At 69.8% G+C, this 12,218-nt stretch carries 12 protein-coding genes; 9 read left to right on the plus strand and 3 right to left on the minus strand.

All coding sequences use genetic code 11. The features are described from left to right. Positions 1–71: 71 nt before the first annotated feature. Both OG344_RS15030 and OG344_RS15035 read right to left on the minus strand, forming a co-directional pair. On the minus strand, positions 72–587 hold the full coding sequence (locus OG344_RS15030) for a DUF1801 domain-containing protein (RefSeq protein ID WP_405088738.1): 516 nt from the start codon (positions 585–587) through the stop codon (positions 72–74). Further along, on the minus strand, positions 584–1,324 hold the full coding sequence (locus OG344_RS15035; protein WP_405088739.1) for a hypothetical protein: 741 nt from the start codon (positions 1,322–1,324) through the stop codon (positions 584–586). The genes OG344_RS15030 and OG344_RS15035 overlap by 4 nt, the downstream gene beginning before the upstream one ends. 286 nt (positions 1,325–1,610) lie before the next feature. Here OG344_RS15035 and OG344_RS15040 point away from each other — a divergent pair, with 286 nt between their 5' ends. The 7 genes from OG344_RS15040 (at position 1,611) to OG344_RS15070 (ending at position 10,138) form a co-directional block, all read left to right on the plus strand. Next, positions 1,611–3,722, plus strand: a complete 2,112-nt coding sequence (locus OG344_RS15040) for a GAF domain-containing protein (protein WP_405088740.1) — start codon at positions 1,611–1,613, stop codon at positions 3,720–3,722. A 23-nt stretch (positions 3,723–3,745) separates the two neighbouring features. Then, positions 3,746–4,384, plus strand: a complete 639-nt coding sequence (locus OG344_RS15045) for a response regulator transcription factor (protein ID WP_327043897.1) — start codon at positions 3,746–3,748, stop codon at positions 4,382–4,384. 9 nt (positions 4,385–4,393) lie between these two features. Then, positions 4,394–4,912 carry a response regulator gene (locus OG344_RS15050; RefSeq protein ID WP_327043898.1) on the plus strand — a complete coding sequence of 173 codons (519 nt, stop codon included), beginning with the start codon at positions 4,394–4,396 and terminating at the stop codon, positions 4,910–4,912. Positions 4,913–4,944: 32 nt separating this feature from the next. After that, positions 4,945–6,084 carry a winged helix DNA-binding domain-containing protein gene (locus tag OG344_RS15055; protein WP_405088741.1) on the plus strand — a complete coding sequence of 380 codons (1,140 nt, stop codon included), beginning with the start codon at positions 4,945–4,947 and terminating at the stop codon, positions 6,082–6,084. A gap of 55 nt (positions 6,085–6,139) precedes the next feature. Further along, entirely contained in the window at positions 6,140–7,087 is a 948-nt protein-coding gene (locus OG344_RS15060; RefSeq protein ID WP_405088742.1) for a hypothetical protein, read from the plus strand. A gap of 64 nt (positions 7,088–7,151) precedes the next feature. Then, positions 7,152–8,633, plus strand: coding sequence for an ATP-binding protein (locus tag OG344_RS15065; protein ID WP_405088743.1), 1,482 nt, complete (start codon positions 7,152–7,154; stop codon positions 8,631–8,633). A 266-nt stretch (positions 8,634–8,899) separates the two neighbouring features. Beyond that, complete coding sequence (locus tag OG344_RS15070; RefSeq protein ID WP_405088744.1) at positions 8,900–10,138, plus strand: AbrB family transcriptional regulator; 1,239 nt, start codon at positions 8,900–8,902, stop codon at positions 10,136–10,138. Here the strand turns inward: OG344_RS15070 and OG344_RS15075 are convergent. Next, complete coding sequence (locus OG344_RS15075) at positions 10,104–10,262, minus strand: hypothetical protein (RefSeq protein WP_405088745.1); 159 nt, start codon at positions 10,260–10,262, stop codon at positions 10,104–10,106. The genes OG344_RS15070 and OG344_RS15075 overlap by 35 nt on opposite strands. 377 nt (positions 10,263–10,639) lie before the next feature. On the opposite strand from OG344_RS15075, the gene OG344_RS15080 reads away from it, so the two are divergent. Both OG344_RS15080 and OG344_RS15085 read left to right on the plus strand, forming a co-directional pair. Continuing rightward, positions 10,640–11,737, plus strand: coding sequence for an FUSC family protein (locus OG344_RS15080; protein ID WP_405088746.1), 1,098 nt, complete (start codon positions 10,640–10,642; stop codon positions 11,735–11,737). Positions 11,738–11,902: 165 nt separating this feature from the next. Beyond that, entirely contained in the window at positions 11,903–12,145 is a 243-nt protein-coding gene (locus tag OG344_RS15085; RefSeq protein ID WP_405088747.1) for a hypothetical protein, read from the plus strand. The last annotated feature ends 73 nt before the right edge of the window (positions 12,146–12,218 follow it).

Here is a 12,218-nt window from a genome sequence, read left to right on the forward strand (position 1 = left end):
GGGAGAGACCGTACGCGGACGGAACAGCCGGTCGTCGATGGCCTTGCGGGCGCGGTCGTGGGAGCCGGACATCATGCGGAGGCGCGACGTGTTATGGGCTCCCCGTTATCATCGCGTTGGCTGGCCCGGTCGACGCCCTTGTGCACCCGCACCGTGCGGTCGATGAGCTCACGCAGCGCGCTCTCGTCGACCTCGTCGAGCCGTTTCAGGTAGAGGCATCCCTTTCCGGTTTTGTGTGGACCGAGCCGGGCGAGCACCGATGCGTATCGCTCCTCGAACCCGCCCACCAGGTAGACCACCAGCTGCTGCTTGCGCGGCGAGAAGGCAGCCAGGGGCCAGTCGCCCGTGCGCCCGCTCTCATAGGTGTAGCGGTAGCTGCCGAAGCCGACGATGCTCGGGCCCCACATCACCGCGGGCTCGCCGGTCACCTCGCGCAGAATCGTGCAGAGGCGCTCCGCGTCGGCCCGCCGGCGTTCGTCGGGGACTGCAGCCAGGAAGTCGTCGACGTTGGCGTCGGTCGGGACCGTCACCGGCTGTTTCGATGTCGCCATGAAGTCATGCTCCCACGTCAGTACGACGAAGTTCACGGGGCGCACAGGGACGCGACGAGGAACGACGTCTCGATGGTCGGGGACGATGCGCGCACCTCTATGTCTCCGACGCCGGCGTTGATCCGCAGTTCGATCGTGGGCGCATCGCCGGTGCCGGTCACCTCGGGCTCCAGCACCCGGTCGATCTGGATGTTCGCACCGGCCTCGACCTTGTGGTCGATCTTCACCTCGCCCAGCCGGGCGATACCGTGCACCTCGACCCGGGCGGTGGGGGGCACGATCACCTTGAGCTGGCCGACCGACACCGACGCGACGAACCTGGCCCGGGTGCCTGGTGCGAGCGAGACATCGGTGAGGTCGAGCCGGCCCGCGCCCACGCTCACCGCGTAATCCTGGGTTGGACCTGCGCCGACCGGGTGCCAGACGAAGCTGCCCATCTTCTTGGGGACGCCGGTCATCGTCGACCTCACGACCAGAATGAGCGACACGATCACGCCGGCTACGACGTGCGCGGCGCTCCGGCCGAACCACGTCGTGATGAGGAGGCCGGGCGCGAGCACGAGGGTGGCGATCTCGCGACGCGTCGTCTCGCCCAGTTCGGGGGTGAGCCAGGCGAGAACGCCGGTGGATGCGCCGAGCAGCCCGAAGACGCCGGCCGTGATCGCGAACGTCACCGCGAGCGGCCGCCACTCCACCCAACCCGGCGCGGCCCACGCCAGGTCGCCAGGCACGGTCTCCTGGCGGGCGGGTCGAACAGCCTGGTCAGCCGTCATGTCAGGTACCTCCGAGATTCCATGTCGCGGCCACCGGCCGTGTACCTCGATGCTCTCGGAGGCGATCACTTCACCGAATCGGCAGACAGACGGCACCCGGCTCAGCCGTTCCGCCATCGGCCCGCTACGTCAAAAGTCTCAGATCGGCGGCATGACCAGCGCGTTCTCAGGCATCCCGACCAGCGGGGGAGGGTCCCTTGTCGAAAAGCGACCGGGAGTAGCATCGCCGTGGACCGCTCCCGCGGCGGTGCCGTAGCCGTGGCGGGGGAAGTCAGGAGGAACGAATATGGCGGTCGCGCCAGAGGACGCCAGCCGTGTTCCCGGCCCAGACGCCGTCCTGGCCGCCGTACTGTTCGCCGCCGACCGGTTCCTCGCCAGTGCCGAGCCGTGGGAGACGAACATCGCCGAGGTCCTGGCGCGTCTCGGGACGGCGGCCGGAGTGAGCCGGGTGTACATCTTCGAGAACCATCTCGACGCTCACGGTCGGCAGTGCAGTGGCCAGCGGTACGAATGGGTCGCCGAAGGGATCACCTCGCAGATGGACAACCCCCTGCTCAGGGGGTTCGACTACGTGGACGTCGGCTGGGGACGGTGGGCCGAGCTACTGGTGCGCCGGGACGTGATGGTCGGCAACACCCGCGACTTCCCCGCATCGGAGCGCCCCGAGTTGGACGCCGAGGACATCAAGTCGATCGCACTCGTACCGATCCACGTCGAAGGCCTCTGGTGGGGGTTCATCGGGTTCGACGAATGCGCGGCGGAACGGGAGTGGCTGCCCAATGACGTGGCGGCACTCCGGGCGGCCGCGGACACCTTGGGAGCCGCGATCCAACGCACGCGCACCGAGCGGCGGCTACGCGCGCAGCAAGCGCAGTATCGTGCCGTGTTCGAGGCGACCGGCGACGGGCTGGTGATCAGCGACCTCGACGGCCGGCTCGTCGAGGCGAATCCCGCCTTCCACAGGATGCACGCCTACTCACCCGGGGAACTGGCAGGCACTCACCCCGAGGCATGGACGCATCCTGCCGACCTGACGATTGTCACCGAGTTCCTCTCGGCCCTTCCGCATACCGGGGCGGCGATACGTGTCCGTCACATCCGCAAGGACGGCACGACCTTTCCCGTGGAGGTTCGCGCGGACTCCGTCATCTTCTCCGGTGAACCACACACGCTCACAGTGGTGAGGGACGCCACCGACACCGCCAATGCCATGGATCTCCTGCAGCGGCGGGTGGCCGCGCTGGCCCGAGTCGCGAGCGACATGGTCGTGGACCAGCCACTGGAGACGACATTGCGGAACGCCGTGGCGACGGTGGTGCGGGCGAGCGGAGGTGTCGCCGCCGCGGTCCACGTGATGGAGCGTGACAGCGACCGGTTGCGGTTCCTGGCCACCGACGGTCTTCCCGACGGCTATGAGGAAGGTTTACGAGCGTGCTGGGGCCTCGGGGTCGACTCGCCCGCCGTGAGCGCCCTTCGCGAGCAGCGCGTGGAGGTGATTCGCGGCGCCCCGGCGCGGACCCTGGCGCGGCCACGAGCCAAGCCGATCCACCGGTTCCTGCCCCATGTCGACTGGGACATCCTCGTGGCCGTTCCCCTGGGGGCCATGGGTCAGATGTTCGGTGCGCTACACGTCTACTACCTGCCGCATGACGAGCCGGCGGATGAGGAGCTCAGATTCCTCGTGGCGTTCGCGGATCAGATCGCCGTCGCGGTGGAGAACGCCACCTTGCTGGCCGAAGGCCGGCAGAACGCCGCACTTCTGGAGCGGCAGCGGCTGGCTCGGGAGCTCCACGACTCGGTCTCCCAGGCGCTGTTCTCGATGACGCTGCACGCCCGTGCCGCCGAGCTCGCCATGGAGAAGCAGGGCATCGACGGGAACGGGCCACTGGGACGAGCAGTGGCACAGCTCCGGGAGCTGACGCAAGGAGCCTTGGCGGAGATGCGAGCCCTCATCTTCGAACTGCGCCCGGGAGCGTTGGCCGAGGAGGGCCTGATCTCCGCGGTCCGCAAACAGGCCGCCGCCATCGCAGCCCGCGAGGGTCTGCCCATCGTTGTCGTCGACGAGACGGGCGAGCGTCCTGTGCTGGACGAAGAGGGCGAAGAACACCTCTACAGAATCGTCCTCGAGGCGCTGCACAACACCGTCAAGCACGCCGATGCCCAGCGGATCACCGTGTCGGTCAGCCGGACCGAGTCGGACTTGACGGTCGTGGTTGAGGACGATGGTCGCGGCTTCGACCCTGCTGCCGCTTTTCCAGGACATATGGGACTTGGAACCATGCGGGAGCGGGCGGCACGCATGGGTGCCGACCTGCGTATTGTGAGCGCGGCCGGTGCCGGCACCAGCGTCATGGTCACCGCGCCGATCACGAAGCAGATGGAGACAACCAGCCGGTGAGCACCGTAGAGAGCACGATCAAGGTGTTTCTGGTCGACGACCACCGCGTCGTTCGTACGGGCATGCGGGCCTTCCTGAACATGCTCGACGACATGGAGGTGGTCGGTGAGGCAGGAACGGGAAAGGAAGCGCTCGACCGCCTGGCGGTTCTCGACCGTTCCGGCGAGCTTCCCGATGTCGTCCTGATGGACCTGATGATGCCCGTCATGGACGGCATAGAGGCGACCCGAGAACTCAAGGTCAGGTTTCCCGCCGTCGAGGTCGTGGCGGTGACCAGCTTCGTGGAGGAGAGAAAGGTCCGTGCCGCCCTGGAGGCGGGAGCCGCCGGCTACCTGCTCAAGGACACCGACGCGGACGAAGTGGGGCGGGCCCTTCGTGCCGCGGTCCGCGGCGAGGTGCACCTCGACCCGGCTGCCGCTCGTCAGTTGACGGCTGCGATGCGAGCACCCGCGACGGCCGCGACGAGCTTGACACCACGCGAACGAGAAGTTCTGGCCCTCATCGCCGACGGCCGGTCCAACCGGGAGATCGCTTCGGCTCTGTCGGTCAGCGAACGCACGGCACGTACCCATGTCAGCAACATCCTTGCGAAGCTGGACCTGTCCTCCCGCACCCAGGCGGCCTTGTGGGCGACCCGGGAGGGCATCACTCCGTCCGGATGAGCCCCTGTCGTGCTCTACGTCATTCCGCCGATGAGAGCCGGTACCAACCGCCGAATCGGCAACAGTCCTTCGAACGAGGTTCTCCGCCCCGTAACCGTGCAGACTTGCGTCTGTGACGCGCGCCGCCGGCTGTGGAGGGAGAGTCGCCTGTCCACCACACCGGCCGAAACGCCGCAGCCATTGAATCTGCTGGTCGTCGACCCTGACCGCCGGGTTCGGCATGCCCTGGCGATCTTCCTTGACGCCCTGCCGCACGTCACCGTCGCGGCCGCCTGCGCGACCGGGGCCGAGGCCGAGGCACTTGCCGCGCGATTGCGGCCTGACGCCTGCCTGATCGACCTCCACTTGCCGACCATCGAGGAGGGACTGGCCACCGCCTCAGCCCTCGCCGCCCTCGGCACGAGGGTGATCGCGGTGTGTACCGATGTCACCGTTGAGGCCGCCGCCATAACGGCCGGTGCCGCGGCCTTTCTCGGAAAGGACCGGGCCGCCGAGGCACTGCCCTCGCTCCTCGACGCCCAGCGGTGAACCGTTCGGGGTCCGTTACAGTCCTTGTCACCATGACGATCACGGCACAGGACCTCAACCGCGCCACGCTCGCCCGGCAACTGCTGCTGCGGCGGGAGCCGGTCGGCGTCGTCGACGCGGTCCGGCGCGTGGTCGCGCTCCAGGCCCAGCAGCCCGCCTCGCCGTACATCGCGTTGTGGAACCGGCTCGCCGCCTTCGACCCGGCCGACCTCGACGTCGCCTTCGCCGGTCGGGCGCTGGTCAAGGCGACATTGATGCGGATCACGCTGCACGTGGTGCACGCCGACGATCATCTGCCCATGCACACCGCCATGCAGCCGACGCTGCGCGGCGCGAGGCTCGGCGACCGCCGCTTCACGGAGAGCGGTCTCGGGGCCGCCGACGCCGACGCCCTCCTTCCCGACCTGCTGGAGTTCGCCGACCGGCCGCGCACCAACGCCGAGATCCAGGGCTGGCTCGCCGAACGGCTCGCGGTCCCGCCGCAGGGCGTGTGGTGGGCGGTGCGGTCGTTCGCGCCGCTGCGGCATGTCCCGATGGGCGGGCCGTGGTCGTTCGGCCCCCGGCCGTCGTACGTCGCGTCGGGGACGCCGCCGACGCCGTACGACAGGGACCTGTCCGACAAGCACCTGCAGACGTTGGTCCACCGCTACCTGGAGGGATTCGGGCCCGCGTCCGTGGCGGACGTGGCGCAGTTCGCCCTGGTGCAGCGGTCCAGGGTCCGCGAGGCGCTGGGCGCGCTCTCCGCCGTACTGGAGCGACTGGAGGGGCCCGGCGGCGCGGAACTCTACGACGTGCCGGGCGCGGCGCGGCCCGCCGCGGACACCCCTGCCCCTCCCCGGCTGATGGCCATGTGGGACAGCGTCCTGCTGGCGTACGCCGACCGGAGCCGAGTCCTCCCACCGGACTACCGCAGGCTCGTGATCCGGGCGAACGGTGACGTGCTGCCGACGCTCCTGGTCGACGGGTACGTCGCCGGTGTGTGGCGCCAGGTCGAGGGCGGAATCGAGGCGACCGCCTTCCACCCGTTGCCGGCCGAGGCGTGGGAGGGGCTCGCGGAGGAGGCCCGGGCGCTGGTGGCGCTCCTGGCCGGCCGCGACCACCGGCTCTACCGCGCTTACGACCGCTGGTGGGCCGACCTGCCCGCCGCCGAGGTGCGAGTCCTCCCCGGCTGAGCGATCTCTTGCCGTCTGCCCCCGAACATCCGTGACGGTGTGCGAAGATGCCGGAATGCCGTACCGGGTGCTCCTGGCCGCGGTCGTGACCGCCGCCCCCCTCACGATCACTCCCCATGCCGAGGCAGCGGCGGCCAAGCCGGTGATCCACTATGCCGGGCTCAGCTCCTGCCTCCAGAGCGACGGCGGCCGGCACGCGTGCGGCCCGTTGAAGCTGTGGCTGAGCAACGGCCGCGTCGTCCCGCTCCCGGACGCGCGCAGGACGGTGGGCGACGGCGAGTACGTGGCCGCCGCCGTGGTCGCGGTCTCCCAGGACGGCGCCCAGGCGGCGTATTTCAGCGGCAAGGACGGCGTGCTCACGATCTGGACGGCCGCCCCCGGCCGGGCGCGCGAGATCCCCAAGGTGACGTGGCCGGACGATCTCCAGATGAACGCGCTGACCCTTTCTCCGGGCGGGCGGTACGTCAGCATGCTCGGCGTCGACGCCTCCGAACGGGAGGTCGACCGGGTCGCCGACACCGCCACCGGGAAGGTCTTCACGCTGCCCAGGGGATACCAGGCCTGGGACTTCAGCCCCGACGGCAGACGGATGATGGCGGGCAACAACCGTACGGCGGTGCTCTACGCGACCGGCACGTGGTCGGTGAAGCTGCGGCGATCGGTCTACATGCGCGGCGACCTCGGCCCCGACGGCGTCACCGTGGCCGGCACCAAGTGGACGAAGACCGGTAAGACCGTCCGGAACATGGTCGTCACCCGCAACCTCGCCACCGGGAAGAAGAGCACGATCCCCATCCGGCTCCGTACGGGGGAGAGCCCGCTGCGGACGCGCTGGGACAAGGCCGGCCACATCGACGTCCTGACCCGCTCCGACCGCCGGGTCGGCGGCGAGGAGCGCAGGCTCCACACCTGGTATCGGCTGAACCGCGCGACGCACAAGCTGAAGCGGATCGACTCCTTCGTGATCCCGCCCTCCGTGGGAGGCTACGTTCTCCCCACCTGACGGCGCGCACAGAGCCATGGTTCCGGGAACTATACTTCTGTAATCACCGAGAGTGGAGGCAGGAGTGGTTCCGAAGCCGGAGCGGGTCTTCGACCGGGTGCGGGAATGGCAGGGACTCGCCTCCTTCGCGTCGGCGGAAGCGCAGGCGGGGCGCGGAGCCACGCTCGGGATCGTCAGCGGACGCCGCCGACAGGGCAAGAGCTATCTCCTGCAGGCGCTGGCCGAGGAGACCGGAGGCATGTACTTCGCCGCCACCGAGGCCACGGAGGCGGAGTCGCTCCGGCTCTTCGCGGACGCGCTGGTACGGCACACGCGTGAGGCGCTCGATCAGCCGTTCCGCGACTGGAACGACGCGGTCGCCGAGCTTTTCCGCAGGTCGCGCGGCGACCGGCCGACTCTGGTGGTCGTGGACGAGTTCCCGTTCCTGTCCAGGGTGACTCCGAGCCTGCCGTCGATCATTCAGCGCGAACTCGGCCCCGGCGGCAGCGGCCGGGACAGTTCCGCGCGCCTGGTCCTCTGCGGGTCGGCCATGGCGGTGATGGGCGGCCTGCTCGCCGGGCAGGCGCCACTGCGGGGACGAGCCGGGCTCGAACTGGTCGTCCAGCCCTTCGGCTACCGGGACGCCGCGCGGTTCTGGGACCTCACGGACCCGCGTCTGGCCGTACTGGTCCACTCGATCGTCGGAGGCACTCCCGCCTACCGGTACGAGTTCACGCAGGGGGACGCTCCCGCCGGCCTGGACGACTTCGACTCCTGGGTCATCAGAAGCGTCCTGAACCCGCAGAAACCCCTCTTTCGCGAGGCCCGCTATCTGCTCGCGGAGGAGTCGGACATCCGAGATCCGGCGCTCTATCACTCCGTGCTGGCGGCGATCGCCAGCGGCAACACCACGAACGGCGGTATCGCGAGCTTCATCGGACGCAGGTCCGATCAGATCACGCACCCTCTCAACGTCTTGGAAGACTGTGCGCTGGTCACCCGTGAGCCGGACGTCTTCCGCCCGGGCCGTCTCCGGTACCGCATCGTGGAGCCTCTGATCACCTTCTACGAGGGGGTGATGCGCCGCAGGTGGCCCGAACTGGAGGCGTACCGCGGGGAGACGGTGTGGGGTTCGGTGCGCGAGACCTTCCTGGCCCAGATCGTGGGCCCCCACTTCGAGGCCCTGTGCCGCGCCTTCGCCCAGGACGCCGACGAGGAGGTTTACGGCGGCTTCCCCGCCACGGTCGGCGCGGGCGTCGTGAACGATCCGGAGAACCGTACGCAGATAGAGATCGACGTGGCTGTCTTCTCTCCTCCCGACGGAGGCCGGGCGGGCAGGCTGCTGTCCCTGGGAGAGGTCAAGTGGGGTGAGACGATGAGCCGTCACCACGTGGCGCGACTGGCCCGCGCCCGCGACCTCCTCGCCGCCAAGGGGTACGACACGAGCGCCACGACCCTGGCCTGCTACGGCGGTGCGGGGGGGTTCACGGGGGAGTTGCGAGCCGCGGCCGCGTTTGACGAGAGCCTCCGCCTGGTCGGCCTGGACGAGATGTACGGCGTCGGCTGACGGCGCTCAGCACGTGCGCCGGGTCGTGAACGATCGTTCGCGGGGCCGTGGCGTTCCCACCGGTCCCGGCCGCCTCGTGGCCCCCGGTGACGACGATAAGAACGGGCAATCCACACCGGAGCATTGCCGGGTCATACGGTGGCTTTGCCCGCGATGCCGCATCGTTGAGGGTGCTCAGCGGTTCTCAATCCATTCCAATCCGGACAGACGGCTCTCGTGACCTGCCCTGTCCGGCGACCGGCGCGTTCTCCACGGGCTCCCCGGGCGTGAGCCGTACGGCCCGGCACTTTCCGCGTCTCGTACGGGCGCTCCGCTGGCCGGCCGCGCTCGCGGCGGGAGGCCTCGCGGCCGAACTGGTGGGGCAGCGGATCCCCGCGCCGCACCTGCTCGTGCCGATGGCGCTGGGCCTCTGCCTGGCCCTCGCCGGGGTGATGCCCGACAAGGCGCCGAGGTGGGCGCACCGGGTGGCCCAGGCGCTCCTCGGGGTCCTGCTGGGCACGCACCTGAACCCGCACGCCCTGGCGGAGTCCGCGGGTGCCGTGATGCCGCTCACCACCGTCACGGGAGCCGCCGTCGTCATGGGCGTCGGCGCGGCGGCGATCCTCGCCCGCCGCGCCGGAGTCGACCGGGCGAGCGCGACCCTGGGCATGGTGGCGGGAGGTTCCACCGCCGTGGTCGCCTCCGCCGAGGACCTCGGCGCGGACACCCGGCTCGTCGCGTTCATGCAGTACTTACGGGTCGGCCTGGTCGCGGCCACCGCTCCCGTTGTCATCGACTGGATGACCGGAGGAACGAGCGCGCGAGAGGCGCCGGTCACCGCCCGTGAGTGGGGACGGCTCGTCACGGGCGACCATCAAGGGGCGGGGCTCCTGGTGCTGGTGGTCATAGCGGTCCTCGGCGTGTTCCTGGGCACGAGGACGCGGCTGCCGTGCCCGGCGTTGCTCGGCCCGATGCTCCTCACCGCTCTGGGCACGGCGCTGGTCACCCTGACCGGCACGCTGACGGAGATCGTCCCGGTGGACGCGCCGCCGGCGTACGCCCCGGCGGGCGCGCTGAGAACGGTCCTGTTCACCCTGGTCGGCCTCGACGTGGGCCTGCGTTTCACCCGGCACACGCTGCGCCGGGTGCGGTCGCTGCTGCCGATGCTCCTCGCCCTGACGGCGGTGGTGAGCGGGGGATGCGCCGTGCTGGCGGCGGGACTGGCGCGGGTCCTGGACATCCCGTTCTCCGACGCCTATCTGGCCACCACGCCCGGCGGGATCAACGCCGTGATGACCACCGCCGTCGTCACCGACGCCGACGTGTCCCTGATCTCCGGCGTGCAGAGCCTCAGGCTTTTCATGATGGCGCTGCTCGCGCCGCTGCTGGTCCGGTTCGCCCTCTTCGTGATCCGCAGCCCCGCGCGGACACCCGGCCACCCCAGCCCGGCCACGTCGTCGGAGGATGCGCCGGCTGACGAACTGCGATCACTCAGCGGGGGAAAGCGGGCCCCGGCCCGTATCTGACCCCGGTGCCGCCCCGCGCGTCTCCGATCTTCTCCAGGATCCGGCGTGCGCGCAGGTCGTCGAGCATGTCGCGCGCGGCGTACACCTGGATGTCGAAGAGGCGCTGCAGGGTGCGGTTCGTCACGAAGCCGTATTCGCGAACGTGATCGATGACTTTCTGGTCCGTTCCGTCCACACCCCGGTGTCGGTAGGCGACCGCCCGGCGCGAGGATCTGCCCATCGTCGTCGTCGACGAGACGGGCGAGCGTCCTGTGCTGGACGAAGAGGCCGAAGAACACCTCTACAGAATCGTCCTCGAGGCACTGCCCTCGCTACTCGATGCCCAGCGCCCGTAGGGCGTGTCAACGGCCCGGACATCACAGCCGCGCTAGAGCCAGCCGCGTTCCTCGGCCACTCGAGGGGATTGCCAGTGGTCGCCCCGGCCTTCGCCGAATGGTTCGAATCGGAGGAATTCGGGGCAAATGTGATCCCAATGTCATAAAGATCCGGCATCGTGGAGGAGTGCGAACGTGGCTCGGTGATCAGGTGAGGAGACGTCTGGGCACGTTCGGCCTGATTGTGCCCTCTATCGCGCAGTGTGCCCTGGGCGCCGCGCTGGCCTGGGTCGTCGCCGTTCATCTGCTCGGCCACGCCCACCCCCTCTTCGCGCCCATCTCTGTGATGATCTGCGTGGGTGTGGGGCTCGGGCAGCGGCTGCGCAGGGTGGCCGAGCTGGTGATCGGCGTCAGTCTGGGCGTGGGCATCGGCGACGTGCTGGTGTCCTGGATCGGCTCGGGCCCCTGGCAGTTGGCGCTTGTGATCGCGCTGGCGATGGCCGTCGCGGCGCTGCTGAACAGCGGCGAGCTGTTCGTGTCGCAGGCCGGGTCGTCCGCGGTGCTGGTCACCATGCTGGTGCCGGGCGAGGACGCCGGCGGGCTGGACCGGATGGCCGACGCGCTCACTGGCGGCATCATCGGCATCGCCGCAGTCGCACTGCTGCCCGCCAGCCCGCTCACCATCGCGGGCAAACATCTGTCCGGCGTGCTCGACGCCTTGTCCACCGTGCTGGAACAGGCGGCGGAGGCGATCGAAAAGGGCGATATGGACCTGGCCGCCGAGGCACTGGAGTGCGGTCGCAGGACCCAGACCGCGGTCGGGGAGTTCGCGGCGGCGCTGGAGAACAGCAACGAGATCATCAGGATCTCGCCGCTGCGCTGGCATCACCGGGCCAGACTGGCCAGGTACAAGACCGCCGCCGTACCGGTCGATTTGGCGCTGCGCAACGCACGGGTACTGGTCCGCCGCACGCTCGCGGCGATGGGGGAGTCCAGCCCGCCACCGGTCGCGCTGGCCGAGTCGCTGCGCGAAGTCTCGGAGGCGGCGCTGCTGCTCCAGCTCGAACTGGGGGCTGGGCGCGAACCGATGATGGCCAGGCAGGCGTTGCTCGCCGTCGCCGCACGGGAGCGACCCAAAAACCTGGGCTTCTCGGCGAACGTCACCATCGCGCAACTGCGCTCCATCGCCGTCGACCTGCTCGAGGCGACCGGGATGGATCACGACGAGGCTTCAGCCGCGCTGACCCCGCTGGACGAGCTGAGCGACGAGAGTATGCGCGGCTGAGGCCGAACGCCTGCTCACCGTCACCCAAGGCCCCGCCGGGCGGGGTCAGGGCCGGGCGCTGCCCCGGCACGGTTCCCCTGGTGGCGTCGACCGTTGCGCGCATCACCGGTACGGTGAGCGAGTCGCGACAGCGTCCGGTGGCCGGAGGTGGCGGTGGTATCCCGAGTGGTCAGTTGGCTGGGACTGGCCGGTCAGTTGTGCACGTTGCCGTTCTACTTGGCGAGCGGGCTGGTCGCCCCGCTCTGGGCGATCGTCGTTCTTCTCGTGGTGTGGGCGGGGCTGGTCGGCACGGCAGGCTGGGCCGTGTACAGGCGATCCGCCTGGGGCCTGATGGTGCCGTTCCTCGGTATCGGCCTGTGGCTGGGCGGCGTCTCGGCCGGCGAGGCGTTCCTGGGCTGGACGGCCTGACCACCGTCTGTCCGCCCGGCCGTGGCAGGTTCGCTCGGCTCCAAGGCCAGGAGATCCTGGCCTGCTACGGCGT

This window comes from Microbispora sp. NBC_01389 (genome assembly GCF_045040095.1).
GTDB lineage: Bacteria > Actinomycetota > Actinomycetes > Streptosporangiales > Streptosporangiaceae > Microbispora.